23 protein-coding genes are annotated in these 25,213 nt (G+C 70.4%); 9 read left to right on the forward strand and 14 right to left on the reverse strand.

Going from position 1 to position 25,213, the window contains the following annotated elements:
* Positions 1–47: 47 nt before the first annotated feature.
* Positions 48–3,386, reverse strand: a complete 3,339-nt coding sequence (locus Pph01_RS02555; RefSeq protein ID WP_275412787.1) for a S8 family serine peptidase — start codon at positions 3,384–3,386, stop codon at positions 48–50.
* 248 nt (positions 3,387–3,634) lie between these two features.
* Here Pph01_RS02555 and Pph01_RS02560 point away from each other — a divergent pair, with 248 nt between their 5' ends.
* A complete protein-coding gene (locus Pph01_RS02560) occupies positions 3,635–3,886 on the forward strand; it encodes a Smr/MutS family protein (protein WP_203880454.1) in 252 nt (83 codons plus the stop codon).
* A 16-nt stretch (positions 3,887–3,902) separates the two neighbouring features.
* On the opposite strand, the gene dhaM is transcribed toward Pph01_RS02560, so the two are convergent.
* The 3 genes from dhaM to dhaK all read right to left on the reverse strand — a co-directional run bounded on the left by dhaM (position 3,903) and on the right by dhaK (position 6,005).
* Entirely contained in the window at positions 3,903–4,277 is a 375-nt protein-coding gene (gene dhaM, locus Pph01_RS02565; protein ID WP_204071214.1) for a dihydroxyacetone kinase phosphoryl donor subunit DhaM, read from the reverse strand.
* A 20-nt stretch (positions 4,278–4,297) separates the two neighbouring features.
* Complete coding sequence (gene dhaL / locus Pph01_RS02570; RefSeq protein WP_204071215.1) at positions 4,298–4,927, reverse strand: dihydroxyacetone kinase subunit DhaL; 630 nt, start codon at positions 4,925–4,927, stop codon at positions 4,298–4,300.
* A gap of 85 nt (positions 4,928–5,012) precedes the next feature.
* A complete protein-coding gene (gene dhaK, locus Pph01_RS02575) occupies positions 5,013–6,005 on the reverse strand; it encodes a dihydroxyacetone kinase subunit DhaK (RefSeq protein ID WP_204071216.1) in 993 nt (330 codons plus the stop codon).
* 369 nt (positions 6,006–6,374) lie between these two features.
* Here dhaK and Pph01_RS02580 point away from each other — a divergent pair, with 369 nt between their 5' ends.
* Positions 6,375–7,148 (forward strand): cyclase family protein, encoded by a 774-nt coding sequence (locus Pph01_RS02580; protein WP_204071217.1) that lies wholly within the window; start codon positions 6,375–6,377, stop codon positions 7,146–7,148.
* Entirely contained in the window at positions 7,145–8,902 is a 1,758-nt protein-coding gene (locus Pph01_RS02585) for a thiamine pyrophosphate-binding protein (RefSeq protein WP_204071218.1), read from the forward strand. The genes Pph01_RS02580 and Pph01_RS02585 overlap by 4 nt, the downstream gene beginning before the upstream one ends.
* 45 nt (positions 8,903–8,947) lie before the next feature.
* On the opposite strand, the gene Pph01_RS02590 is transcribed toward Pph01_RS02585, so the two are convergent.
* Complete coding sequence (locus Pph01_RS02590; protein ID WP_204071219.1) at positions 8,948–9,373, reverse strand: PPOX class F420-dependent oxidoreductase; 426 nt, start codon at positions 9,371–9,373, stop codon at positions 8,948–8,950.
* A gap of 186 nt (positions 9,374–9,559) precedes the next feature.
* On the opposite strand from Pph01_RS02590, the gene Pph01_RS02595 reads away from it, so the two are divergent.
* Complete coding sequence (locus Pph01_RS02595) at positions 9,560–10,432, forward strand: LLM class F420-dependent oxidoreductase (RefSeq protein WP_204071220.1); 873 nt, start codon at positions 9,560–9,562, stop codon at positions 10,430–10,432.
* A gap of 104 nt (positions 10,433–10,536) precedes the next feature.
* Here the strand turns inward: Pph01_RS02595 and Pph01_RS02600 are convergent, their stop codons facing one another.
* The 3 genes from Pph01_RS02600 to Pph01_RS02610 all read right to left on the reverse strand — a co-directional run bounded on the left by Pph01_RS02600 (position 10,537) and on the right by Pph01_RS02610 (position 14,302).
* Positions 10,537–11,367: a hypothetical protein gene (locus Pph01_RS02600; RefSeq protein ID WP_204071221.1), complete on the reverse strand. Its 831-nt coding sequence runs from the start codon at positions 11,365–11,367 to the stop codon at positions 10,537–10,539.
* Positions 11,368–11,668: 301 nt separating this feature from the next.
* Positions 11,669–13,360 carry an L-glutamate gamma-semialdehyde dehydrogenase gene (gene pruA, locus Pph01_RS02605; RefSeq protein WP_204071222.1) on the reverse strand — a complete coding sequence of 564 codons (1,692 nt, stop codon included), beginning with the start codon at positions 13,358–13,360 and terminating at the stop codon, positions 11,669–11,671.
* A 30-nt stretch (positions 13,361–13,390) separates the two neighbouring features.
* Positions 13,391–14,302 carry a proline dehydrogenase family protein gene (locus tag Pph01_RS02610; RefSeq protein WP_204071223.1) on the reverse strand — a complete coding sequence of 304 codons (912 nt, stop codon included), beginning with the start codon at positions 14,300–14,302 and terminating at the stop codon, positions 13,391–13,393.
* An 83-nt stretch (positions 14,303–14,385) separates the two neighbouring features.
* On the opposite strand from Pph01_RS02610, the gene Pph01_RS02615 reads away from it, so the two are divergent.
* The gene (locus Pph01_RS02615; RefSeq protein WP_239116369.1) at positions 14,386–15,441 is read left to right on the forward strand and encodes a PucR family transcriptional regulator; all 1,056 of its coding nucleotides are present in this window, start codon (positions 14,386–14,388) and stop codon (positions 15,439–15,441) included.
* A gap of 21 nt (positions 15,442–15,462) precedes the next feature.
* Here Pph01_RS02615 and budA read toward each other — a convergent pair whose 3' ends face one another.
* From budA to Pph01_RS02640, 5 genes are all read right to left on the reverse strand, one after another.
* A complete protein-coding gene (budA, locus tag Pph01_RS02620) occupies positions 15,463–16,326 on the reverse strand; it encodes an acetolactate decarboxylase (protein WP_204071225.1) in 864 nt (287 codons plus the stop codon).
* Between the two features lie 38 nt (positions 16,327–16,364).
* The gene (locus Pph01_RS02625) at positions 16,365–17,414 is read right to left on the reverse strand and encodes a glycosyltransferase (protein ID WP_204071226.1); all 1,050 of its coding nucleotides are present in this window, start codon (positions 17,412–17,414) and stop codon (positions 16,365–16,367) included.
* Between the two features lie 112 nt (positions 17,415–17,526).
* Complete coding sequence (locus Pph01_RS02630; protein WP_204071227.1) at positions 17,527–18,453, reverse strand: anti-sigma factor RsbA family regulatory protein; 927 nt, start codon at positions 18,451–18,453, stop codon at positions 17,527–17,529.
* On the reverse strand, positions 18,441–19,262 hold the full coding sequence (locus Pph01_RS02635; RefSeq protein WP_239116387.1) for an MEDS domain-containing protein: 822 nt from the start codon (positions 19,260–19,262) through the stop codon (positions 18,441–18,443). Before Pph01_RS02635 ends, Pph01_RS02630 begins: the two co-directional genes overlap by 13 nt.
* Positions 19,263–19,302: 40 nt before the next feature.
* Positions 19,303–21,108 carry a SpoIIE family protein phosphatase gene (locus tag Pph01_RS02640; protein ID WP_239116370.1) on the reverse strand — a complete coding sequence of 602 codons (1,806 nt, stop codon included), beginning with the start codon at positions 21,106–21,108 and terminating at the stop codon, positions 19,303–19,305.
* 98 nt (positions 21,109–21,206) lie between these two features.
* Here Pph01_RS02640 and Pph01_RS02645 point away from each other — a divergent pair, with 98 nt between their 5' ends.
* On the forward strand, positions 21,207–21,914 hold the full coding sequence (locus Pph01_RS02645) for a GAF and ANTAR domain-containing protein (RefSeq protein ID WP_204071229.1): 708 nt from the start codon (positions 21,207–21,209) through the stop codon (positions 21,912–21,914).
* A 47-nt stretch (positions 21,915–21,961) separates the two neighbouring features.
* On the opposite strand, the gene Pph01_RS02650 is transcribed toward Pph01_RS02645, so the two are convergent.
* Positions 21,962–22,330, reverse strand: coding sequence for an STAS domain-containing protein (locus Pph01_RS02650; protein ID WP_239116371.1), 369 nt, complete (start codon positions 22,328–22,330; stop codon positions 21,962–21,964).
* A 189-nt stretch (positions 22,331–22,519) separates the two neighbouring features.
* On the opposite strand from Pph01_RS02650, the gene Pph01_RS02655 reads away from it, so the two are divergent.
* From Pph01_RS02655 to Pph01_RS02665, 3 genes are all read left to right on the forward strand, one after another.
* Positions 22,520–23,299: a SigB/SigF/SigG family RNA polymerase sigma factor gene (locus Pph01_RS02655; RefSeq protein ID WP_204071231.1), complete on the forward strand. Its 780-nt coding sequence runs from the start codon at positions 22,520–22,522 to the stop codon at positions 23,297–23,299.
* A 133-nt stretch (positions 23,300–23,432) separates the two neighbouring features.
* Positions 23,433–23,846: an ATP-binding protein gene (locus tag Pph01_RS02660; protein ID WP_204071232.1), complete on the forward strand. Its 414-nt coding sequence runs from the start codon at positions 23,433–23,435 to the stop codon at positions 23,844–23,846.
* Positions 23,847–23,873: 27 nt separating this feature from the next.
* Positions 23,874–25,172 carry an NAD(P)/FAD-dependent oxidoreductase gene (locus tag Pph01_RS02665; protein WP_204071233.1) on the forward strand — a complete coding sequence of 433 codons (1,299 nt, stop codon included), beginning with the start codon at positions 23,874–23,876 and terminating at the stop codon, positions 25,170–25,172.
* The last annotated feature ends 41 nt before the right edge of the window (positions 25,173–25,213 follow it).

Consider the following 25,213-nt stretch of genomic DNA (forward strand, 5'->3'; position numbering starts at 1 on the left):
GCGAGAGGGGCCCGGCGGTCTGACCGCCGGGCCCCTCTCCTGTGCGGTTACTGGACGGTGATCTTGTCGACTTCGACGGTGATTCCCTTCACCTGCGGGGTGGAGGTGGCCGTCGTGACCGTGCCGGTGCCCGAGGAGACGCCCTTCAGCGTGAAGGAGTAGGTGAACGTCCCTCCGGGAGTTCCCGGCGTGCTGGTGATCCGGTAGTCCTGCGTGGGCGGCCCGCTGATCTGGCTGCCACCCGTGCCGTCGGCGTTCTCGGCGCCCACGGTCAGGCCCTTCGCCGTACCGGGGTCACCCGGCAGGGCCGCGGGGTTGTAGGCGTAGGTGATGTCCTCGGCGCCGTTCAGGCCGATCCATTCCTGGAAGACCTTCGTGTCCGCCGTGCCGGCGAGATTGACGTGCCATTCGAGCACCAGCCAGCGGTTCACCTGGTCGGTGAGGAAGCCGGCGTAGACGCCCGGCGTGCCGGTGCCGTCCAGGTCGGTCCAGTACGGCGCGAGCACGCCGTTCGGCGGGGTGGCGTCGGGAAGCGTCTGCGGCGTGGCCTGGATCTGTGCCGGGTCGGTGATGCCGCCCGCGACCGCGTAGCCGTTGGAGACGACGCCGATTCTGTTGTAGGTCCGCCCGGCGAAGGTGAACGCCGGAACGTTGAGGTTCACCGCCGACTCGTTGCCGACGGGGATGGGCGCGATGCCGAAGTTCGTGAGGGACAACCAGCCTCCGGCCGGGTTCTCCCCGGGCGCGATGACCGGTCTGTCCGGCTGCTTGCCCGCGAGCGTGGCCTTGGCCGTCACGATCTGGCTGCCGACCTTGGTCGCGCCGGTCGCGCCGGTGAGGCGCAGCCTGCCGTCCAGTGTGGACAGCGCGGTGACCTCGGTGTCGTCGAAGGTGTTGTTCTGCGCCGTGACGGTGCAGGTCGACGTCCCCGAGTTCTTCGCGATGGTCGCCGGCGTGCAGGTCTGGTCGACCGGCACCACGCCCTCCTGACGGAAGAACGCCACCGGCAGGTGCTGTGCCCGGCTGCCGCCGCCGACCTGCTTGAGGTTCACCTGGCCGAAGTACTGCCCGGTGGGCAGGTCCGGCGCGGTGATGACGATGGTGATGCCGACGCTCTTGCCCGGCTTCACGGTGAACAGCGGCGGCAGCACCGTGATGTTCGCCCCGCTGACCGTGGTGCCCGTCGCGGTGTAGATCAACGTCTTGTTCGTCGTGTTGACGAGCGTGCGCTTGGCGCTGATGACGCCCGGCATCACCGGGGCGTTCACCGACGGCAGGTTGAGGTCGATCCGGTTCAGCGGGTCGTCCGCGGAGGCCCGGTAGTCGGCGGCGCTCTCGTCGAGCGTCAGGGCCGCGTCCCCCGCCTTCGTCAGGTCGATGCGGCCGCCGCCGTAGTCGAAGGGGTCGGCGGGCGTGGTGCGGTCCTGCTTGGTGACCTTGGTGGTGGCGGTGGTCTCCAGCGCGGACTTGACCTGGCCGGGAGTCCACTTCGGGTGCAGGGCGAACAGCAGCGCGCCCGCGCCCGCGACGTGCGGCGACGACATCGACGTGCCCGCGATGACCTGGTACAGGTTGCCCGGGGGGCCTTCCAGCGCGGACTCGGGAGTCGGGGTCTGGCCGGCGAGGATGTGCAGTCCGGGCGCGGTCACGTCCGGCTTGAGGAAGTCGCCGCCGGGTCCCCGGGAGGAGAACGAGGTGATCACGTCGCCCTGCCAGGTGGCCTTCTGGCCCTGGGTGAAGGAGGCCGTCGCACCCGGGTGGGAGGCCAGCCACGACAACAGGACGTCGGTCTCCGGCTTGTCGATGTGGACGGTCGGCAGCCAGTGGTTGTCGGTCATGACGTCGAGCGGCGTCGTGTTGTAGAGGATCATTCCGGCCGCGCCGCCCTGCTTGACCTGGAAGCCCTTCAGGACCCGGTTGGTCCCGCGTTCACAGGCGACGATCTTGCCGGTGAACAGCCCGGGCGGTGCCGGGTTCAGGCACTGCGGGTCGCTGTACGGCGGAGCGGACGCGAGCACCACGGGCAGCGGGGCAGCGATGCCCGAGGTGATCGAGGCGCCCTTGATCGTGGGACCGCCGGTGAGGCTGATCGTCGACTGGAACGTCCGCGACTGCGTCGAGGCGGCCACCGTGGTCACCCACGGGCTGCGGTGGTCGGTCGTCCCCGCGCCCGGGCCCGAGTTGCCCGCCGAGGCCGAGACGAACACGCCCGCGGCGTACGCGTCGAGGAAGGCCAGCTCGACCGGATCGCTGTAGGGATCGGCTCCGCCGGAGATGGAGAAGTTGATCACCCGTACGCCGTCGGCGATGGCCTGCGCGACCGCCGCGGCGGTGTCGGTCTGGTAGCAGCCCTCCGCGCCGCAGATCTTGTAGACGGCCACGTGCGCGGCGGGGGCGATGCCGTGGATCGCGCCGCGGTCGATGCCGAGGGGGTCGGCGTGCGCGACCAGGCCGCCCGCCGAGGTGCTCGCGGTGTGCGTGCCGTGCCCGTTGGAGTCACGCGCGGTGTCCGGGTAGACCTCGGGGGTCTCCGCGTTCGCCTTGTACGTCTCGAGGAACGCCTGGCCGGAGATCAACTTGCGGTTGCAGACGAAGACGTCGGTGGCAGGCGTGAGGGGGTTGTCGCCGAAGTTGCACGTGCGCGGCGTTCCGTCCGCCTTGGGCGGTGGGGCCGGGAGCGTTCCCGGATCGGCGAACGAGGGATGCTCGGGCCACGCGCCGGAGTCGAGGATGCCGACGATGACGCCCTTGCCGGAGGACTTCGAGCCCCCGAGCTGCTGGTAGACGGTGTCCGCGCCGATGAACGAGGCGCTGGAGTCGGTCAGCGGGTGCTCGAGCTTGTCCTCCTGGACGGCCGCGACGCCGGGGAGTTTGAGCAGGCTCGCCGCCTTGTCCGCCGGGAGCGTGAGGGCCACGCCGCCGTAGACCGTGCGAAGGCGCTGGCCGACCTTCGCGCCGGGGATCTTTTTGCCCAGCTCGGAGAGGAAGGCGTTCTCGACGCCCTCGATGTGCTTGGTGTACTTGGCGGCGTCGGCGCTCTTGAGATCGAGCGACCTGCCGGTCACCGATGGGCTGGTGGCGGGCAGGCCGGGCAGGCCGCCCTTGTAGGCCGCGATGGCGTCGTAGTCGAGCTTGACCACGACGCTGACGGGGGCGGGGGAGACGGACTTGAGCAGCGCCTGGTCGCTTTCGGCCAGCCGGCCGCTGTCCGAGGTCGCGCCCTGGACCTGATCGGCGACGGTGACGGGTGTAACGCTCCAAGTCGGTGAGGGTGAGGGGCTCGGCTCCGCGACGGCCGACCCTGCGGGGATCATGGCTGTGATGAGTCCGAGCCCGGCGACGACCGCGCCGGCGCGTAAGAAGGTAGGCGGGGGCTTCCTTGACACGACACCTCCCTGTGGTGCTGCGGGCGCTCGAGGCGCACGGGCATGGAGGCGTCGCGCCGCCCTGATGGCAGGGGAAGGTACGAGCCCCTCCCCGGTGGGCGACGAGCGAACGGCCACCCGGGTGGGCGGCCGATCCTGACAGGGAGTCTAACTAACGATCATTTATGCGGCTAGATCATTCTTTGTGGGAATTTGAATGGGGCTTTAGGTGATCGATGGGGCGGGCGGTGGCCCTTTAGACTCGATCCGTGAAGCTCAAGCTGGATCTCCATGACATCTACAACAAGGGCGGCGAGATCGACCGGGCGCTGCGCGGCATCATCCAGGAGGCGGTCCAGAAGAAGGCCACCCAGGTGGAGATCATCCCGGGCAAGGGTTCGGGACAGCTGAAGAAGAAAGTGCTGCGATTCCTGGAGCAGAAGGAGATCAAGGCGCTTTATCACCGGATCGACAAGGACGCCAAAAACCACGGCCGCCTGTTCGTCTACTTCCGCTGGTAGCGCTTCTTCGCGGGGGTCAGAGTTTGCGGAAGGTTCTGGCTTCTTCGGCGGAGGAGAGGACATCCGGCAGGGATCCCCCTCCTCCCACGGTGACGGCTGCCGCGATGGCACCCTCCACCAACGGCACGTCGGCGATCACCACGGATCCCGGTTCCTCGACCAGTTTGGCCGTCAGCACCGAACTGCCGAGGTCGGGGATCAGCACGACTCCCGCGCCCTGGTCCACGCTCTCGACGGCCGTGATCACCTTGTCCAGGCTGGTGCCGAGACGTCCGTCGTCGGTGCCCCCGGCCGCCGCCACCGGCACGTTCGCACCGCCGAACTCCCGGACGAGCGCCGCCACCTCCTCCGCCAGCCTCGAGCTGTGCGAGACGATGACGATCCCGACCATCGGCCGAGCCTGGCCGTCCATCAGGCCGGCCCGGCCGCCCGCCGCAGGGCGGCGAAGATCAGCGCCGTCGACGCGGCGCCCGGATCTTTGTGCCCCACGCTACGCGGGCCGAGATAGCTGGCCCGGCCCTTGCGCGCCTGCAGCGGCACGGTCGCCCGCGCACCCTCCTCGGCGGCCGCCGTCGCCGTCTGAAGGGCGTCCTCCAGATTCGCCCCGTCCTGTACGGCCTGCGCCAGGGCCCTGACGGCGGGAGCGAACGCGTCCACCAGGGTCTTGTCGCCCTCCGCCGCCCCGCCGAGCTTCTGGACCCCCTCCTGAGCCGCCTCCAGCGCCGTGACCAGGTCGGCCGGCGTGACCTCCGGCGCCTCGCCCAGCGCCCGGCCCATCTGCCGGAAGGCCGTGCCGTACAGCGGGCCGGACGCACCCCCCACCTTGCGGATCAACGCCGAGCCCGCCTGGACCAGGACGGCGCCCGGCGTCTGCGGAGGCGTGTCGGCCAAGACCTGCCGTACGGCCGCGAAGCCTCGATCCAGGTTGGCGCCGTGGTCGGCGTCGCCGATCGCGGCGTCGAGCTGGGTCAGGTGATCACGCTCGGCCTGTACGGCTGTCGCGGCCTCCTTGATCCAGGCCAGGAAGAAGGATGTGTCCAAGAGTGACTCCTTGCTGCACGGCGTTTTCTGTGGGCGGGCTTCCCGCGTCGGTGTCCTGTGGGGCGGGGTTGTGAGTGGGGAGCGATCAGCGGCCCCACCGGAGCGCCGCGGTCTCCACCGGGGCGTCCCAGAGCCGGGTGAGCTCGTCGGTCAGCCGGCAGACGCTGACCGAGAAGCCCTGCATGTCGAGGCTGGTGACGTAGTTGCCCACCAGGCAGCGTACGGCTCTCGCGCCCTTCTCCTCGAGGTAGGCGGCGACCTCGCCGTACACGATGTAGAGCTCCAGAAGCGGCGTCCCGCCCATGCCGTTGAGCAGGACGAGCGTGTCGCCGGACAGGGGGACGTCGTCGTTGACGGCGTCCATGGCCAGCCGCGCGATCTCGCGGGCCTCCCGATGGGTGGTGCGGGTGCGGCCGGGCTCGCCGTGGATGCCGATGCCGAGTTCGATCTCGGTGTCGGAGAGGTCGAACGTCGGCTTGCCGGCCGCGGGGACCGTGCCCGCCGACAGGGCGACCCCGAACGACCGGCTGCGCTCGTTGACCTCCTGGGCGAGGCGGGCGACCTCGGCGAGCGGGGCGCCGGTCTCGGCCAAAGCGCCGGCGATCTTCTCCACGAACAGCGTCGCCCCGGTGCCGCGGCGGCCGGCGGTGTAGAGGGAGTCCTGTACGGCGACGTCGTCGTTGACCAGGACGCTGGCGACCTCGATGCCCTCGTCGGCGCACAGTTCGGCCGCCATCTCGAAGTTGAGCACGTCGCCCGTGTAGTTCTTGACGATGTGGAGCACGCCGGCTCCGCCGTCGACGCCCTTGGAGGCCTCGATCATCTGGTCGGGGACGGGGGAGGTGAAGACCTCGCCGGGACAGGCCGCGTCGAGCATGCCGTATCCGACGAAACCGCCGTGGAGCGGCTCGTGGCCGGCTCCGCCGCCGGAGACGAGCGCGACCTTGCCCTGGTGCGGGGCGTTCCGCCGGTAGATCACCCGGTTCTCGAAGTCCACGCGGAGTGAGGGATGCGCCGCCGCGACACCGCGGAGGGTGTCGGTGACGATCGCGTCGACGCTGTTGATGAGTTTCTTCATGACCACGCCGTCCTTGTCCGTTCTCAAGGCCAACCAGTGCCCCGTCCGCGGCGGCGGCAAGCGTGTCCGCCGCGGGCGTCCCGCGACGGACGGTGTGCCGGGCCCGGACGAAACCTTGCCCGGGCCCTCTGCGGGCTCGGAACACCGGTGCCGTCGTCTGGGTGGACCAGGTTTTCCGATGCTATGCCCAATGTCTATTTATGCCAATAAGTCCGAATTATTAGCGCTTGCTGTGTGATGTGGGCGTAAGTTCGCCACATATGACGCCGATTCAGAGCGGCGGGCACAGAGCGGAGACGGCCGATTCCGATCTGGCGCTCGGGAGTGCGGTGTAGGAGGATCTTCCCATCCTGACAGATGGGAGTCGGCATGTCGGTGCTGCGCAAACTGGTGGAGAGCATTCGGACCGGTGGGATCGAGGTGCTCGACCTGACAGCGCCGCTGAGCGCGACGACGCCGATCCTCCTGCTACCTGAGCCGTTCGGGCAGACCGTGCCCTTCTCGCTCCAGGAGATCAGCCGGTACGACGACCGGGGTCCGGCGTGGTACTGGAACAACTTCACGACCGGTGAACACGTCGGCACCCATTTCGACGCTCCCGTCCACTGGGTGACGGCGAGGGACGGGGAGGACGTCTCCCAGGTCGCCGTCTCCAAGCTCATCGCGCCCGCCGTGGTGCTCGACTTCGCCGCCGAGGCGCAGCGGAACCCCGACTTCCTCCTCGAGATCGACCACGTCAAGCAGTGGGAGGACGAGCACGGCCCGCTGCCTGACGGAGGCTGGCTCCTCTACCGGACGGGCTGGGACACCCGGGCGCACGACCAGGCCGAGTTCCTGAACGCCGACGAGACCGGCCCCCACACGCCGGGCGTCTCGGCCGAGTGCGCCCGCTACCTCGCCGAGGAGACCCCGATCGCGGGGATCGGCGTGGAGACCGTCGGCACGGACGCCGGCGCGGCCCACTCGTTCGAGCCCGCCTTCCCGTGCCACTCGTTCCTGCTCGGCGCGGGCAAGTACGGCCTGACCCAGCTGCGCAACCTCGACCGGCTGCCTCCCACGGGCGCGGTCGTGATCGCGGGGCCGCTTCCGATCGTCGGCGGTTCGGGCAGCCCGACGCGCGTCCTCGCCCTGGTGGAGCGATGAACGTCGCGGAGGCCGTCGGCGCGGTGCTCGCCTCCTGGGGCGTCCGCGCGGCCTTCGGCGTCGTCGGAAGCGGCAACTTCCACGTGACCAACGCCCTGACCGAGCAGGGCGTCCGCTACGTCGCGGCACGGCACGAGGGCGGCGCCGCCACCATGGCGGACGCCTACTCGCGGATGAGCGGCACGGTCGCCGTGCTCACCGTGCACCAGGGGCCCGGGCTCACCAACGCCCTGACCGGCATCACCGAGGCGGCCAAGAGCCGCACACCCCTGCTCGTCCTGGCCGCCGAGGCCACCTCGCCGCGCTCGAACTTCCGGATCGACCAGGCCGCGCTCGCGGCCGCCGTCGGCGCGCACGGGGCCAGGGTCGGATCGGCGGAGACCGTGGTCGACGACACGGTCATGGCCTACCTCGCCGCTCTGCTCGGCCGCCGCACGGTGCTGCTCAACCTGCCTCTCGACGTCCAGGCCGAGGAGTTGCCCGACGACGTCGTGCACGCCGTACAGGAGCTGCGCGCGGGGCGCGGGAGCAGGCGTCAGGAGGCGGCGGGCCTCGTGCCGCCCCCGTGGGGACTCACCTTCCCGTCATTGGGGGAATCCGACGAGGAGGAGCCGATCGTCTCGGCGGCGCCGGCCGAGGGATCCGGCGCGTCCGGAGCCTTGGCGGAGCTGGCCGGCCTGCTGGCGGCCGCGGAGCGTCCCGTGTTCGTGGCGGGACGCGGCGCCCGCGGCTCCCGCATGGAACTCGAGGCGCTGGGGGAGCGCGTCGGCGCCCTGTTCGCGACCTCGGCGGTGGCGAAGGGGCACTTCCACGGCAGCCCGTGGGATCTGGACGTGAGCGGCGGGTTCGCCTCGCCGCTGGCGGCCGAGCTCATCGGCGCGGCGGATCTCGTCGTCGGATGGGGCTGCTCGTTCACGATGTGGACCACGCGGCACGGCACGCTCATCGGTCCGGACGCCAAGGTCGTGCAGGTCGACATCGACCCCGACGCGATCGGCGGGAATCGCCCGGTCGACCTGGGCGTCGTCGGAGACGTTCGGGAGACCGCGCGGACGGTGGGGGCTCTGCTGGCGGACCGATCCCCGGCCGCCGCGCTGGGCTGGCGCAGCCCTGAACTCGCCGAGCGGATCGCCCGTGAGGTCCGCTGGCGGGACGTTCCGTACGAGGACCTGGGCGGGGACGGCAGAATCGACCCCCGGACGTTGTCGATCGAGCTGGACGACCTCCTGCCCGAGGAGCGGGTCGTGTCCATCGACTCGGGCAATTTCATGGGGTATCCGACGATGTTCATGTCGGTCCCCGACGGAAGCGGGTTCTGCTTCACCCAGGCGTTCCAGTCGATCGGCCTCGGCCTGGCCACCGCCATCGGGGCGGCGCTCGCCCGTCCTGACCGGCTCCCCGTCGCCGCGCTGGGCGACGGCGGCCTGCTGATGAGCGTGGCGGAGCTCGAGACGGTCGTACGGCTGGGCCTCCCCATGGTGGTCGTGGTCTACGACGACCAGGGCTACGGGGCCGAGGTGCACCACTTCGGGCCGGACGGGTTCCCGCTCGACACGGTCACGTTCCCGGCGGTGGACATCGCGGAGATCGCACGGGGGTTCGGCTGCGAGGCGGTGACCGTACAGGACAGGGGCGATCTGGCGGACGTCGCCGAGTGGCTCAAGGGTCCGAGGGACAAGCCTCTGGTGGTCCACGCCAAGGTGGCGGCCGGCAAGCCCGCATGGTGGCTGGAAGAAGCCTTCCGCGGCCACTGACCCCGCATAACGCCGAACCTGTGCATGATCACGGCGGGGGGTGAATCAGTCGGCCATGTCCCGGATGGCGATGACACGGCCGATCCGGAGCCTCACGAGCAATTCGCCCGGCACGCCGTTGCGCTCGCCGAACTCCTTCGCCCTGTCCGCACCCATGTAGCGGCCGCCGATCACGGTCGCCCATTTGATCATGTCCTCGAGGTCGGTCTCGATCGACGCCTCGCCCTCGATCATGACGAACGCGTACGGCGCACGGTCGTCGTCGACGCACAGGCTCGCCCGGGGATCACGCTGGAGCGCCTTTCCCTTCACTCCGGTCGCGCTGGTGTTGAACAGCACGTCGTCGCCGTCGAGGACGAACCAGATCGGGGTCACGTGGGGCCGGCCGTCCGCGCGGGTGACCGCCAGTTTCCCGGTCCGTGTGCCCGTCATCACGAACTCGCGCCATTCGGCGTCCGTCATGACTTCCATGCATCCCACGCTACCCTCACCCCTCCCCACGTGATCATGCACATGTTCGGTGACTGCCACCCTTACCTGCCCCGCGTCGCCGTCCTGGAAGCCCGATCGGCTCGGCTCGGGTTCCCGGAATCCAGTGAGGCGATGGGACTTCCTGTGCCCCAGGGAAGAGGTGTAAGCATGTAATAGGAGGTACAAATGAAGGTTGGATTGCAGATCCCCGATTTCACCTACCCCGGAGGCCCCACCACCCTCGGTGCGGATCTGGCGGCGATCGCGAAGACCGCGGACGACGCCGGGTTCGCCTCCATCGCCGTGATGGACCACTTCTTTCAGATCCGCAGCGTCGGGCCCAGCGAGAACGAGATGCTGGAGGCCTACACGACCCTCGGCTACCTGGCCGCCCACACCACCAGAGCCGATCTGTTCACCCTCGTCACCGGCACCATCTATCGCGAGCCCGGCCTGCTGGCCAAGATCGTCACAACCCTCGACGTGCTGTCCGGCGGCCGTGCCTGGCTGGGGATCGGCGCGGCGTGGAACGACGAGGAGTCGCGCGGGCTGGGGTTCTCCTTCCCCGAGACGCGCGAGCGGTTCGAGCGGTTGGAGGAGGCGATCCAGATCTGCCTGCAGATGTGGACGGGCGACGAGAAGCCCTACCACGGCAGGCACTACCAGCTCGAACGGCCGCTCAACTCGCCTCAGGCCCTGACCCGGCCGCACCCGCCCATCCTCATCGGCGGGGGAGGGGAGAAGAAGACCCTCCGTCTGGTGGCCCGGTACGCCCAGGCCTGCAACCTGTTCCCCGGACCCGAGCTGGCGCGGAAGCTGGACGTGCTGCGGGCCCACTGCGAGGCCGAGGGCCGCGACTACGACGAGATCGAGAAGACCGTCTACTACGGCTACGACGTGGGAGACGGCGGTGAGAACGTCCAGCGGATCGTCGACGACCTCGGCGGGTACGCCGAAATGGGCTTCAGTCACGCCATCGGCCAGGTCAAGGGGGTTCACCGCCTCGAGCCGCTCGAGACGATCGGAGCCCGGGTCATTCCAGCGGTCTCCGGTCTCTGAGCGCCCGAATGATCCCCGAATGATCCTCGGACGGCCCCCCGGACGACCTCCGGATGAACCCTTTCGAATGATCCCCTGGGACGGCTCGCCGCCGGCCTCCGGGGTCAGGCCGGCAGTCCGTCCGGCTTCCAGAGCCAGTTCCGCCGGGGATGGATGACGGTGAAGCCGGCCCTGAGCATGTTGTTCAGTGACGAGTTCTGTCTGTTCGGGGTCGGCTTCCATGTCTCCGCGACGAGCCACCGGCAGCCGGCCGCGGCGGCGTCGCGGGCCCGTACGGCCAGCAGGGCCGACTGCGCGCCACCGAGGCGGTGCCCCGGCAACGTGGACGCGCCGGAGAACGAGGCGGTGTCTCCGTGGATGCGCAGATTGGCGGCGCCCACCATGTCGTCACCGCTCCAGGCGGCATAGGCGCGGAAGCGGCCACTCGCCACGCCGTGGACCAGCACCGGCGCCATCGTCTCCACCGGCATGCCGAAGCCGCGCAGCAGGACCGAGGCCCATTCGGCGACCTCGTCCATCTCCACGGCGGCCACCCGCAGGTCCGTCCGGGCCGGGGCGAACCCCGGCCCGGACGCCGCGCGGACCAGCTTGACCCAGGTCGATCCGGCGGAGATGTTCTGCGCGGCGCAGATGCCGGGCCACTCGGGCGGCAGGCACCCGGGGGCGATCTGCAGAACGGCGCCCGGGCTCGCCTGGTCCCGGTAGAAGTCGCAGACCTCGGCGATCAGCTTGTGGCTGACCGGCTCCTCGAATCCGAAGCCGAGCGCCTTGCTCCAGTAACCGGTCGAGTCGTGTCGCATCGACACCACGACGCCCCCGCCGATGCGGGCGGACGCGATTCCCAGGGCGGACCGCGCGGGTTCCGGCGCCTGGGCGATGAGTGCGAACAGCGACTCTGCCTCGGCGAATTCGGCGACCGCCGCCAGGTCGTCCACGGTCGGTCTCCTCTCGGCCCCGGGCGCGGACGGGGCGAGCCGCCGAGAGCGGCACGCCGTACGCCAAGACGAGAATACGCAGGGCGAGAAGAAGGGCCGCAGATATCAATCGATAGAGACGGGCCGAAAAGTCGGCTCGCATAACAGCGCGAGCCGCTCGGGCGACGTTGACCGAGCGGCTCGCGAGTGAAAGGACGGCCTCATCCGGAGGCGTTGTCCGGCGGCGTTCAGCCGGAGGCCGTCATCCGGCGCTCATCCGGTGGCCGTCATCCGGCCTGTGCCCGGTGGCGCCGTCCGGCGTTCATCCGGCGCTGCCGTCCGGGTAGCCGAGGGAGCCCAGGTCGGGCTGCGGCGAGCCGCTCTGCGGCACGTCGCCCCGGTACGGCCCTTCGACGACCGGAGGGACGAACGCCTCCTTGATCGTGCGGGCGTTGACCCACCGGATCAGGTTGAAGATCGAGCCGGCCTTGTCGTTGGTGCCGGAGGCCCGCGCGCCGCCGAACGGCTGCTGGCCGACGACCGCGCCCGTGGGCTTGTCGTTGATGTAGAAGTTGCCCGCCGCGAAGCGCAGCCGCTCCGTCGCGTCGGTGACGGCCTGCCGGTCCTGCGCGATGATCGAGCCGGTCAGCGCGTACGGCGCCGCGCTCTCCATCTGGTCGAGCACCGTGTCGTACGACGAGTCGTCGTAGACGTGGACCGCCAGGATCGGGCCGAAGTACTCCTTGACGAAGATCTCGTCCGCGGGGTCGGAGCACTCCAGGATGGTCGGCTTCACGAAGTAGCCCGTGGAGTCGTCGTACGACCCGGTGAGCACGTCGATCGAGCCGGTCGCGCGGGCCCGGTCGATGGCGTCCTTGTGCTTCGCGAACGCCCTCGCGTCGATGACGGCGCCCAGGAACGTCGACAGGTCGCCGGCCACGTCGCCCATCGTGAGCGCCTCGGCCGAGGAGACCACGTCGTCGCGCATGCGCGACCAGAGCGACCGCGGCACGTACGCCCGGGAGGCCGCCGAGCACTTCTGGCCCTGGTACTCGAACGCACCCCGGATCAGCGCGGTCGACAACACGTCGGCCGACGCCGACGGGTGGGCCACGATGAAGTCCTTGCCGCCGGTCTCGCCGACGAGCCGGGGGTAGCTCCGGTAGCCCGTGATGCCCTCACCGACCGTGCGCCACAGGTGCTGGAAGGTCGCGGTGGAGCCGGTGAAGTGGATGCCGGCCAGGTCGGGGTGCGACAGCGCCACCTCGGAGACCGCGGCGCCGTTGCCGGTCACCATGTTGATCACGCCGGGCGGCAGGCCCGCGGCCTCGAACAGCCGCATCAGGAAGTGCGCGGAGAACTGCTGCGTCGGCGACGGCTTCCAGACGACGACATTTCCCATCAAAGCCGCAGAAGCAGGCAGATTCGCGGCGATGGAGGTGAAGTTGAACGGCGTGATCGCCAGAACGAAGCCCTCCAGCGGGCGGTACTCCATCCTGTTCCACACGCCGGGCGACGACAGCGGCTGCTCGCTCAGCAACTGCCGCGCGTACGACACGTTGAACCGGAAGAAGTCGATCAGCTCGCAGGCCGCGTCGATCTCCGCCTGGTGGGCCGACTTCGACTGCCCGAGGATCGTCGAGGCGTTCAGCGTCGCGCGCCACGGCCCGCTGAGCAGGTCGGCGGCCTTCAGGAAGATCGCGGCCCGCTCCTCGAACGGCATGGCCCGCCACGCGGGCGCCGCCTGGGCCGCGGCCTCGATCGCCGCCCGGACGTCGGCGGCCGTCGCGTCGGCCGTGGTGCCGAGGACCGAGGCGTGGTTGTGCGGCTGGACCACGTCGATCGGAGCGCCCCCGGCGAGACGCCGCTCGCCGCCGATCGTCATCGTGAGGTCGAGCCGCGCGCCCGCGAGCTCCTTGATCCGGTTCTCCAGTTCCACGCGCCCCGCGCTGCCTGGCGCGTAACCGCGCACCGGCTCGTTGGCCGGTACCGGAACGCTGGTGATCGCATCCATGGCTGACCCCTCTATTCGCCGATCAGAGAACTACTTGCCGCTCAGGGAGCGGAGGAAGAAAGCGACGTTGGCCGGACGCTCGGCGAGACGGCGCATGAAATAGCCGTACCAGTCGTCGCCGTAAGGAACGTAGACCCGGGTCTGCGACCCGGCGCCGACGAGCGCCTGCTGCTTGTCGGTCCGGATGCCGTACAACATCTGGTACTCGAAGCTGTCGCGATCCCGGTCGTTCCGGTCGGCCAGCAACTCGGTGATGGCGATCAGCCGGTCGTCGTGCGTGGCCACCATCGGATAGCCCGTGCCCGCCATGAGGATCCGCAAGCATCGCACGTAGGCCATGTCGACCTCGGTCTTCTTCTGGTACGCGACCGAGGCGGGCTCGCGGTAGGCGCCCTTGACCAGGCGCACGCGCGACCCGGCCAGATCATGGCAGTCGGCCTCGCTGCGGAACAGGTAGGCCTGGATGGCGACGCCGGTCTCGGGGAAGTCCTCGCGCAGGGCCCGCAGGATGTCCAGCGTCGAGTCGACGGTGGTGTGATCCTCCATGTCGAGCGTCACCGTGGAGCCGCAGTCGCGGGCGGCCGCGCAGATCTGCCGGGCGTGATCGAGGGCCATCGTGGCGTCGAGCGCCTGCCCGAGCGCCGACAGCTTCACCGACACCTCCGCCCGGGGGCCGAGATCGAGCGGGCGGAGCGCGCCGAGCAGGGTCACGTAGGCCTTGACCGCGTCGATCGCCGCGCCCGTGTCGCGGACCTCCTCGCCGAGGTGGTCGATCGTCACCGAGAGCCCGGCCTCGGTGAGGCGCCGGGTGGCGGCGACGGCGTCGTCGGCCGACACGCCGGCGACGAAACGATCGACGACCTTGCGGGTCAGCGGGAAGCCCGACACCGCCCGCCGGGCGAGCGGGCTCCGTGAGCCTGCCAGAAGCAGCGAACCGAACATGGGCAAAGCGTAAATCCGCAGTTCACAGGTGGTCCACGGACATCCGCCACAGGGTTTTCATACAGATGTACAACAATGGACCCATGCAAGACATCGCCGATGAGATCGCCCGGATCCTCGACGCGTCGGTGACACTGGAAGACCGCTCGTTCAATCTTCTGGCCTACGGCGCGCAGAGCGGGGACATCGACACCGTCCGCCAGGAGTCGATCCTGCGCAGGCGCGCCACCGACGAGGTGCGCGCGCACTTCGAGGCGTACGGCATCGCCACCGCGGCGGGACCGGTCCGGATCCCGGGCCTTCCCGGCATGCTCGGCCGGGTCTGCGTGCCGCTGCGGCACGGCGGGGTGAACTACGGATACCTGTGGCTGCTCGACTCGGGAGCCCTGACCGACGAGCGGCTGGCCTCGGTCGCGCCGCTCGTGGACCGCGCCGCCGCGCTCCTCGCGCACGAGGCCCGGGGCAGGCGCGCCAGGCTCAGGGACTTCTTCTCCGCCGACCCCGCCACCCGGGCCGCCGCGGGGGTGGAGACGGAGGGCCCCGTGGCGGCGATGGCCGTACGGACCTCGCCCGACCGGGCGGCCGCGCTCTGGACCCTTCCGCGTGGCGTGCTCACCGAGCCGGCTCCGGAAGAGGCGCTTCTCGCGGTGCTCGCCCCCGCGTCGCAGGCCGGCGAGGTCGCGCGGAGGCTCCAGGAGATGTACGGCACCGCCGCCGGAGCCGGAGGCGTCCGGGACGACGCGGAGGAGGCGTGGGAGAGCTGGCGGGAGGCGGTCGTCGCGCTGCGGGTGGCCGAGCACGTGGAGCGGCACTCACCGGTCGCGACCTGGGCCGATCTGGGCGTCTACCGCCTGCTGGCCAGGCTCGCCCACCGGGAGCTCGCCGAGCTGGCGGCCGAGTCGGCGGCTCTGACGGCGGCCGGGGGACAGCTGGCCGCGACGGTGGAGGAGTACCTGGACCGGTCGGGTCACGCGGGGAAGACGGCCGAGCGGCTCGGCGTCCACCGCCAGACGCTCTACTACCGGCTCCACAAGGCCGAGCGGCTCACGGGGCTCGCTCTCGACGACGGCGAGGATCGCCTGCTCCTCCACCTGTCCCTCAAGGCGGCGGCTCTCGTGGGCGGCCCCCGAGCCCTGTAGGCCCTCGGGCGGCGGGTGCGGTCAGCCGCCCTCGGATCGGCGGATCTGGGCCGCCACATCCGAGGGGGAGAGGTTCGCGGCGAGGAAGGACTCCGTCGTGGGGAGACTCAGGTGCAGGTCGGCCGAGCTGCTGACCTCGATCACCCCGTGCGCCAGCTCGCAGTCGAGCAGATGGCCGCCGTGGGAGTGCTCGTCGTCGATGAAATGCAGGTGATGGCCGGCCACGGAGATCCCCTGCTCGTAGTCCGGCGTGCGGAAGCCGGCCAGGGTGCCAGTGACGCCGGTGGACTCGGTCACGGGCTCGTGCGCGGTGGCGTCCGTCAGTGATGGATAAGGTGGCGTCTGCGCCATCACCGTACGCGTGCGAACGCCGGCGAAGACGCCGCTGATCTTGATGGCGTGGATCAGGTTCGTGCTGGTGATGGACTTGTCGATCAGCGCGACGAGGTCATCTCTCGTGGCCGGCGCGCCGACTCGCACGGTGACGTCCGGGACGAACCGGGTGACCACGGCGAACGGCGTGCGGTCACCCGGAGCCGCGACTCCGGCGGTGCCGTCCGCGCGCAGGTGGTAGCAGACGCCTTCGAGGATGACCATCTCGCCGTCGAGGTGGTTGAACGTCCCCAGCCCGAAGTCGCCGTGGGTCAGCAGGTCGGCGATCGTGACGTCGCCGTCGTAGACGCCGTCGAGCAGCGCGCTCATCGTCGAGGTCTGGTAGACCGTGCGCGCGAGATCGGCGTCCTGGTGCACGCCGTGTTCACCGTGGTGGTGCGACAACAGGGTTCTGGCCCAGCGCAGGAAACGGTCCCGCGCCGGATCGGCCGTCCGGCCGCGCGGCCGATCCCGGGGCTCAGGCGGCTGACGGTCCGCCGGGTCGCCGGTCACGACGCCTCCCTCACTCGAACAGGTCTCCGGGCGGGCGGTTAGGCGCAGGTCCGTTCGTAGACCCGCAGCAGCTCCATGCTGATGCGCTCGACCGAGTACCGCGAGCGCGCCCGGTCGGAGGCCGCGTAGCCGATCGCGGTCCGCAGGGTCGGGTCGCCCAGCAGCTGGCGGATCCGGCCCGCCACCTCGGCCGGGTGGTCCGGGCGGATCAGGAAGCCGGTCACGCCGTCGACGACCGAGTCGAGGTGGGCGCCGGCGGCGGAGGCGATCACCGGAATCCCGCAGGCCATGGCCTCGAGGGCCGCCGTTCCCGTGGGCACGGTGGACGGCAGCGACAGGATCAGGTCGGCGCTGCGCATGAGCTTCGGCATCGCGGTGTGCGGCACCATGCCCAGCAGCTCAACCCGGTCGGCCACGCCGGACTCGCGGGCGAGAACGCGCAGCCGCTCGACGCTGAGGTCGTCGCCCCCCGCGATCACGAGCTCGGCCTCCGGGACGGAGGTCAGCGCGTGGACCGCGCTGTCCGCCCCGGCGTGCCCGACGTGGAGCAGGCGCGGCTTGTTCCCGCGCGGGAACGCCGGCCCCTGGCGGCGGAAGCGCTGCGTGTCGACCCCGTGGGGCACGACGGAGATGTTGCGCCGGGGGACGCCCATCCGGATGAGCTCCGACTCCTCGTCAGCGCACGCGGCGATGACGGCGCGGGCGCGCCGGCCGATCGCGCACTCGAGCCGGCGCACGGTCGCGGGGGTCCCGCTGCCGCCGGGGTCGTGGAACGTCTGGGTCACCGGAACACCGAGCCCCTCGGAGCCCGCGATGGCGGCGAGCCCGCTGGACCAGGAGTGGGCGTGGATGATGTCGGGGCGGCTCTTGCTCCACCGCCGCCGCAACCCGTCACTGAAGTCGGAGATGTACGGGAGCAGATCGCTTTCGGAGAGCTCCACGTCGGGCCCGGCCGGAACGTGCTCCACCCCGGCGCCCTTGGCCCTGGACCGCGTGTAGACCGTGACCCGGTGGCCGCGTGCCAGCTCGCGGGCGATGGCGGGGGTGTCGAGAGTGAGCTCGTGAGCGGAGACGATCGCGATATCCATGGCACACCTCAAGGCAGAAAGGCGCTTGAAAAGGTGTGCCTGCGTCTTAGGCACGATCTATGTAAGCGTGTTTACCATAGCCCGTATCGAGCTAAACGCCTAATAGAGAAAATCATCCCGTCTGCAGCCGGGGTCCCGATGCGTGGAGCCTGATGGTGCAGCCCGCGGCGTCGGACCGGACGTCCACGTGGTCACAGACCTGCCTGGCCAGCCAGAGCCCGTCCTCGGCCCGCTCGACGGGACCGGGCGGCCGGAATCCGGCGAGCGGGTCGGAGATCGCCTTGCCCGGCCGCCGCAGATCGCAGACCAGCGACCCGAAGCCCGCCCACACGGCCGCCGTCAGCGGCATGCCGAGATAGCGGGCGGCCTCGTGCGCCGCGACGGCCAACAACGAGGCACCTTCTCCGGTGAGACCCCGGCGGTGCGCCGCCTCCGTCACGAACCGGCGCACGTCGTTGATCTCGTCGATGGGGGCGCTCGTCGCGTCCGGCGGCGGCGCGGGCAGCGGCGCCGCGTCGCACCGGCCGATGAAGTCGAGGGGGTCCGCGTAGGCGCCGGAAGGCCGTGCCGTCCTGCCGTCGGCGCACACCGACGGGTGGGTGCGCAGCGCGTCCTCGGCGATCCCCGCGCCGACCGACCGCGTGTCGTAGGGGCAGATCATCCAGATCCCGGTGTCGTCGAGCAGGACGTTGAGACCGGACTCCATCCGCTTCCAGGCCAGCACGTCGCGCGCCGATCTGCCCTGCCACACGGGCTCGGCGAGGATCCGCACCCGCCGGTGGCGGCTGTTGCGCCGCCAGTACCGCGTGAACGCGGTGGCGCGCTGGGCCGTCCTGCGGCCGTAGTAGGCGGTCTCCGCGTGGTCGACCCGCGCGGCGTCGCCGCCCAGCGCCTCGCCGAGAAGTTCGAGGTTGGCCGACGTCGTGGTCACCAGGACGGGTTCGCCGTCGGCCAGGCCGTCCCGCACGAACGGCACCGCCATGTCGAGGAACTCCCGGTCCGAGCCGTACAGGCACGCCTGATGAATCATGGGCTCCATCGGGCGCCCCCTCCTCGCACGCGCAGTCCCGGCGCCCTGTCCCAGCCGATCAGGCGGATCAGCTGCACGACGTGCTCCGGGACGCGGTTCAACACGAGGGACCTGCCCTCGGCCAGCGCCGTCGCCGTGTCCACCAGGACTCTCAGGCCGGACAGGTCGATGAACGAGATCCGGCCCATGTCCACATGCACGTCCCCCCGCTCCCGACGCACGGCCGACGAAAGTGCCCTGGCCAGCTCGCCGACCCCGTTGGCGTCGATCTCGCCGTCCAAATCGAGCCCCGGCGGCCGGGCGCTGCGGCGGATGCGGAGCAGGGCGCCGTCGAACTCCAGGTCCACGTCTGTTCCCGTGTGCAGGCGCTGCAGTTCCGACAGGGTGACGGGCGGGAACACCCTCCGGTCATACTGGCAGACCCCCATCGCGAGGCCCGAGTCGAACACGGCCTGGACCTGGGTCTCGAAGGCCGTGAGGGTCTCCGTTCCCTCGCGTACGGCCCAGCTCATCTCGCCGGTGAAGCGCAGAGCGCGGTATCCCTCGGCGCGGGCCCGGTGCGCGGCCTCGGTGAGCTCGGCGACCATCACGTCGGGATCGGACGTGCCCAGCGCGCGCACCTCCAGCCGCCCGGCGTGCGCGTCGGGGTCGATCCCCCAGCCGCGCAGCAGCCCCACGGCCACGGCGGGATGCGTGACATCGGTGATGTACAGCACCTTGTCGCGGCCGGCGAGCCCTTCGGAGACGAACGGCGCCAGCACGGGCTCGAGTTCGGCCTCGTCGGAGAAGGCCACCGACCGGTGCTCGCCTGGTCCCATGCGCACGTCGGACCTCCTCAGTCCCGGCCGGTCCCGTGGATCACCGTGACTTCCTGAGCACGAGCACGGTGATCTCGTCGATGACGTGGCTTCCGCAGAACGCCTGGTGATCCTCCTCGAGGGCCTTGACGACCGTGCCGGGCGGCTGGCCCACGCAGCGGGCGAGGACCTCGGTGAGGCGCCCCTCCCCGTACACGGCCCCCTCGTCGCTCTGGGAGCCCACCAGGCCGTCCGAGTAGAGCACGAGGGTCTCGCCGGCCGACAGGGTCAGCTGCTCCGTGGCGGGCTCGGCGCCCTCCTCGAAGCCGAGCGGGACCCCGCCGCCCTCGGAGAACCTGACCTGGCCGTCGGTCTGGAGGAGGGCCGCGGGGTGATGGCCGGCCGAGGCCAGCCGTACCTTGCGGCCGCGCACGAACCCGGCGGCGGCCATGACGAACAGGCCGGTGTTCTGCTGGACGAGCGCGTCGTTGACCTTGCGCAGGGCCTGGCCGGGATCGTCCTCCCACACGCTGAGCACGCGCATGCCGTTGCGGACCATCGCGGTGACGGCGGCGGCCTCCTCGCCCTTGCCGGCCGCGCTGCCGATGACGAAGCCCCAGCCGTTCTTGACGGGGAACACGTCGTAGAACTCGCCGCCGATCGCGCGCATGCCCGACCCCGGGTGGTAGACGGCGGCCGTCTCGAAACCGGGCAGGTCCGGCAGGTTCCGGGGGAGGACGCCCGTCTGCAGCGTGTCGGCCGCGAGCGACCTGCGCTGGAAGCTCCGCTGGGCCCGCATGGCGAGGCCGAGGTGGAGGCCGATCTCCTCCAGCAGCCCGAGGTCGGCCAGGCCGAACGGGGGCCGGTCGCGCAGCCGCACGAGCGTGAGCACGCCGCCGACCTGATCCTCGGTCGTGATCGGCACGCTCAGCAGCGAGCCGGCCTCCATCGCCTCCAGCACGCCGTCGCCGAGCAGCGCGTCGTCGGCCAGCATCTCGTTCACGATCCCGCTCTGGGTGGTCAGGACCTGGGCGACGATCGGCGCGGCGGCCGGATCCATCCCCTCGAGATCCCGCTGGAGCCGGCCGAGCGGCTGGTCGGCGGGGCCGACGACGACGGCCCGGTGCAGCCGGCCGTCCCTGATCACGTCGGCGATCACCCAGTCGGCCGTCTCGGCCGCGAACAGGCGGGCGGCCCGGATGAGGGCGACCGGCTCGCGCAGGCTCTCCTCGTCGAGCAGCAGCCGGGTCAGGTGGGACAGCAGCTCGTGGCGGCGGGCGGCGGCCATGATCACCGGGTCACTCGGTTCGCCGGTCGAATCCGGGACCTCGGGCAGCTGGACCTCGGTGGGCAGGACGACCGCGGCGATCATCTCCTGCGGCTCGCCGGGCAGGTGGAGCGCGCTGAGGACCAGCCTGACCGTGTGCGTCCGGCCCTGGTGTGCCAGGCGGGTCTGGAAGGCGGCGCTCTCCTCGCCGCGCAGGACGGCGGTCAGATGAGAGCGGAAGGCGGCGCGGCCGGCGACGTCGATGAGCAGCGGGAAGGCCCGGCCGATGAGGTATCCGGCGGGGCTGCCGAGCAGGCGGGTGGTCTCGTTGTTGATGCGGCGCACCGTGGCGCCGGTGTCCATGATGATCACCGGCACGGGAAGTGCCCGGAAGATCTGCCGCAGCAGCTTCTGCTCGCGCTGGTTGCCGCCGTCCTTGCGCCTGCGGCTCCTGGCCAGCTCGCCCAGTGCGTCCCTGAGCAGCTCCTCGGCGTTCTCCAGCTCGCGCAGCGCCGCGCCGGACCCGGGGTCGTCCCGGAGCGCGGCGATGCGGTCGGCGAGCCCGCTGAGCGAGCGCTCGAGCTCGGCGATGTCGGCCAACGCAGCCCCCTCTCTAGAGATTAGACGCTACGCCAGACAGCCGATCTAATCGATGCAGCCTGGATTAACACCGGAACTATGGGAATGGTCTTTCTACCATGGAGACATCGTCCATCCTCGCCCGTGATCTCGCCGCTCTCGGCCGGGTGACAGAGGGCGCGTCGGCGGAGAGCGTCCTTCGCGGAATCACCGAGGCCATCGCCCGTGGGGTGCCCGGCTGCGCCGGCGGAACGGCCGAGCTGTGGATGGAGGGGCGGGTCCTGCTCGCCGCCTCCCACAGCGAGCTGATCACGTTGACCGACAGGGAGAACGACCTGCGGGAGGGCCCGTCGAGGGAGGCCCTGACCTCGGGACGGCCGGTCGTCGTCACGGACGTCATGCGCGATCCCCGCTGGCCCCGTTACGCGGCGACGGCCGTACGGCACGGCATCCGGTCGGTGCTGATCCTGCCGATCGAGGTCGAGAACGCCGTCGTGATCATCGGCCTGTACGGCGTGCGGACCGGAGCACACGGCGACGGCGAGGCGCTGATGTCCCTGCTCAAGGAGCAGGTGACGGTGGCGCTCGCCAACGTCTGGGAGTTCGACGACGTCCTCACGGGAGCCGCCCAGATGCAGGAGGCCCTCGCGGGACGCTCGGTCATCGACCAGGCGAAGGGCATCATCATGTCGAAGAGCGGCTGCTCGGCCGAGGCGGCGTTCGACGAGCTCAGGCGGGTGTCCCAGCACCATCAGGTCAAGGTCGCCGACCTGGCGAGGCTGCTGGTCACCGAACACCAGCAAAAGCACGGGGGAGCCACTCCGTAATGGCCGCCGCCGGGATCGGGCCGCACCGAGCCGGCACGGCCCTGGGATCAGGAGCTGGGCTCGGCGGCGAAGGCCGCGAGGGCCTCGTCGAGGGTGTCGAAGAGCGGCAGCCGCTGGGACAGCCCCGTCACCCACATGACCTTGGAGGTCGGGTACTGCACCGCCACGAGGGCGAAGTTGCCGCCCGCCGCCGTCGACCGCTGCCAGTGGTGGACGATGAGGCCGAGCGCCCGGGAGTCCATGAAGGTGACGCCGCCCAGGTCGAGGATCAGGTCTGGGCCGTGGTCCTCGGCCTCGGTGTCCAGGCGGTCGGCGAACTGGTCGCGGGTCGTGGCGTCGAGAATGCCGTCGACGTGGACCACCACGATCGTGCCGGCCATGGTGGATCGCAAGGACAACAGACCGTTGTTGGACACGTCGCACCTCCTCGAGCGCAACATTACTGGTGCCGGAGGGGTGGTGATACTCCCGAAATTCGGGCAATATACTGCGTCAGAAGGTCCAGCAGAGGGCCTCGTCTCGAAACTGTAGCGAGGCGCGCCTTCTGCACGGGTGACTTCCGCGCCGGCGTAGCCCTCGCAGGACATACGAGGGGATATACGCAGATGGCTGCCAATATCCGAGTAGCGACCATCAGCGAATCGACCGCTGAGGAGCTCCTGGTCGAACTGGCTCGGGACGACGTGTCCGAGCAGCGGCGGGAGCGCCTCCGAGAGATCATCGTCGAGATGCACCGCCCGATGGCGAGGGACATCGCCCGGAGGTACCTGAACCGGGGCGAGCCGCTGGAAGACCTCCTCCAGGCCGCCTACGTGGGGCTCATGAAGGCGATCAACGGCTTCGACCCCGACCTCGGGCACAGCTTCAGGGGCTACGCCATGGTGACCATGACCGGAGAGGTCAAGCGGCACTTCCGCGACCGCACCTGGGCCGTCCGGGTCCCCCGCCTCTACCAGGAGCGGCGATCCGAGCTGAACCGGCACGTCGCCGACATGACCCAGCAGCTCGGCCGGTTCCCCACGGTCGCCGAGCTCGCCGAGAAGATGGGCATCTCCGAAGAGGACATGCTGCTGACCATGGACGCGTCGGCGGCCTACAGCACCCTCTCCCTCGACGCGCCGATCGGCGCGGACGGCGACTCCGCCCCGCTGGGCGACGTCATCCCCGAGCAGGACGACGCCCTGTCCGCGTTCGTGGACAGGGAGGCCGTCATGCCGCTCATCGACCACCTCCCCGAGCGTGACAAGAACATCCTCCTGCTGCGCTTCTACGGCAACATGACCCAGGCCGAGATCGCCGCGGAGTTCGACATATCCCAGATGCACGTCTCGCGGATCCTCCGCAAGACGCTCGACCAGCTGCGTTCCGAGCTGGTCGCGGGCTGACCGTGGCCCCGCGAGGAACGGGCGGACCCGGGATATCGCCGCCGACCCGGCGAGATCCCGGGGTATCTTCGTCCGTATGCCACGGCTCACCAGGTCGTACGGCTGAGTCAGGTCCGGTGGGAGGCGGTACCGGGTGAACGAAGACGGCGTTCCTCCGTCCGTCGCGGAGACGGCCAAAGAGCTCACGTTCTCATTGGCCGACCTGCCCGACGTCCGGGAGTTCGCCGCTGCCCAGGCGCAGGACCGCGGAATGAGCGCGGACGCGGTGGGCGACTTCCTCGTGGCCCTCAACGAGGTGGCCACCAACGCGGTGACCCACGGCTCGTCCAAGGCACGGCTGCGGGTGTGGACGGACGGCGCGTCCCTCATGGTCGACGTCCACGACGACGGCCGTCTCTGGCATCCGGAGGACCGGCCCGGTCTCACTCCGCCCCCGGAGAACGCCACCAGCGGGATGGGGCTCTGGGTCGCCCGGATGCTGAGCCATGAAATTGTTGTCCGTACTGGGGTAAACGGGACGACCGTTTCGATGCGTTTCCTGGTCTAGCGGGTGCGTAGCGGGTAGGGGACCGACATGGCTGTCCCGCGGATTCTGATCGTCGGTGGCGGATACGTCGGCATGTACACGGCGCTGCGCCTTCAGCGCAGGCTCAGGCGCGGCGAGGCCCGCGTCACGGTGACGGACTTCGACTCCTACATGACCTACCAGCCCTTCCTGCCCGAGGCCGCCGCGGGGAACATCGAGCCGCGGCACGTCGTCGTCCCGCTCAGGCGGGTCCTGCGCTCATGCGAGATCCTCAGCGGGAGCGTCGAGTCGGTCAGCCTGGCCGACCGCACGGCGCGGTTCCAGCCGCACGAGGGCCCGGCCGTCACGATCGGATACGACTACGTGGTCGTCGCCCCCGGCTCGATCTCCCGGCTGCTGCCCATTCCCGGGCTCAGCGACCACGGCATCGGCTTCAAGACCGTCGAAGAGGCCATCCACCTGCGCAACCACGTCCTCGGCAAGCTCGACCTCGCGGCGTCGACGCCGGACGAGCGGGTACGGCGGCGCGCGCTGACCTTCGTCTTCGTCGGCGGCGGCTACGCCGGGGTGGAGGCGCTCGGCGAGCTGGAGGACATGGCCGCGGACGCCTGCCGGTACTTCGAGGGGATCAGCAGGGGTGACATGCGCTGGGTCCTCGTCGAGGCCACCGACCGCATCCTGCCCGAGGTCGGCGAGGACATGGCCCGGTGGACGGTGCAGGAACTGCGCAAGCGCGGCATCGAGGTCCGGACGCGGACGCTGCTCAGGTCCGCGGAGCACGGTCACATCGTGCTCGACGACGGTCAGGAGTTCGACGCGGAGACCCTCGTCTGGACGGCCGGGGTCAAGCCCAATCCCGTCGTCGCCGCCGGAGACCTGCCCCTCGACGAGAAGGGCCGGATCAAGGCCACCGCCTACCTGCGGATCAAGGGCACCGACTTCGCCTTCACCGCAGGTGACGCCGCCGCGGTGCCCGACCTCACCAGGCCGGGCATGCTCTGCCCGCCCAACGCCCAGCACGCCGTACGGCAGGGGCGCCGGCTGGCCGACAACCTGCTGGCGACCATGAGAGGCCAGACCTGCACGCCGTACCGGCACAGGAACGCGGGCTCGGTGGCGAGCCTCGGGCTCTACCAGGGCGTGGCGCAGGTCTACGGCCGGCAGATGCGCGGATTCCCCGCGTGGTTCATGCACCGGACGTACCACCTGATGAGAATGCCGACCTTCAACAAGAAGTCGCGCATCCTGATGGACTGGACCCTCGGGCTGCTCTTCCCCCGAGAGATCATCTCGCTCGGCGCGCTCCAGCGGCCTCGTGAGGAGTTCAAGTTCGCGGCCAGGACCTGAAGGCGCGCCTTCTCCGAACGTGAATGTGCCGCGTGAGCCCG

The organism is Planotetraspora phitsanulokensis, assembly GCF_016863295.1.
GTDB classification, from domain to species: domain Bacteria; phylum Actinomycetota; class Actinomycetes; order Streptosporangiales; family Streptosporangiaceae; genus Planotetraspora; species Planotetraspora phitsanulokensis.

What these genes read in the sequence shown, in the direction of transcription:
- dhaM (WP_204071214.1), bottom strand. Translation starts at nt 4,277, where the DNA reads ATGGTCGGGATCGTCATCGTCTCGCACAGCTCGAGGCTGGCGGAGGAG.
- dhaK (WP_204071216.1), bottom strand. Translation starts at nt 6,005, where the DNA reads ATGAAGAAACTCATCAACAGCGTCGACGCGATCGTCACCGACACCCTC.
- Pph01_RS02580 (WP_204071217.1), top strand. Translation starts at nt 6,375, where the DNA reads ATGTCGGTGCTGCGCAAACTGGTGGAGAGCATTCGGACCGGTGGGATC.
- Pph01_RS02585 (WP_204071218.1), top strand. Translation starts at nt 7,145, where the DNA reads ATGAACGTCGCGGAGGCCGTCGGCGCGGTGCTCGCCTCCTGGGGCGTC.
- Pph01_RS02590 (WP_204071219.1), bottom strand. Translation starts at nt 9,373, where the DNA reads ATGGAAGTCATGACGGACGCCGAATGGCGCGAGTTCGTGATGACGGGC.
- Pph01_RS02595 (WP_204071220.1), top strand. Translation starts at nt 9,560, where the DNA reads ATGAAGGTTGGATTGCAGATCCCCGATTTCACCTACCCCGGAGGCCCC.
- pruA (WP_204071222.1), bottom strand. Translation starts at nt 13,360, where the DNA reads ATGGATGCGATCACCAGCGTTCCGGTACCGGCCAACGAGCCGGTGCGC.
- Pph01_RS02610 (WP_204071223.1), bottom strand. Translation starts at nt 14,302, where the DNA reads ATGTTCGGTTCGCTGCTTCTGGCAGGCTCACGGAGCCCGCTCGCCCGG.
- Pph01_RS02615 (WP_239116369.1), top strand. Translation starts at nt 14,386, where the DNA reads ATGCAAGACATCGCCGATGAGATCGCCCGGATCCTCGACGCGTCGGTG.
- Pph01_RS02625 (WP_204071226.1), bottom strand. Translation starts at nt 17,414, where the DNA reads ATGGATATCGCGATCGTCTCCGCTCACGAGCTCACTCTCGACACCCCC.
- Pph01_RS02630 (WP_204071227.1), bottom strand. Translation starts at nt 18,453, where the DNA reads ATGGAGCCCATGATTCATCAGGCGTGCCTGTACGGCTCGGACCGGGAG.
- Pph01_RS02635 (WP_239116387.1), bottom strand. Translation starts at nt 19,262, where the DNA reads ATGGGACCAGGCGAGCACCGGTCGGTGGCCTTCTCCGACGAGGCCGAA.
- Pph01_RS02645 (WP_204071229.1), top strand. Translation starts at nt 21,207, where the DNA reads ATGGAGACATCGTCCATCCTCGCCCGTGATCTCGCCGCTCTCGGCCGG.
- Pph01_RS02655 (WP_204071231.1), top strand. Translation starts at nt 22,520, where the DNA reads ATGGCTGCCAATATCCGAGTAGCGACCATCAGCGAATCGACCGCTGAG.
- Pph01_RS02665 (WP_204071233.1), top strand. Translation starts at nt 23,874, where the DNA reads ATGGCTGTCCCGCGGATTCTGATCGTCGGTGGCGGATACGTCGGCATG.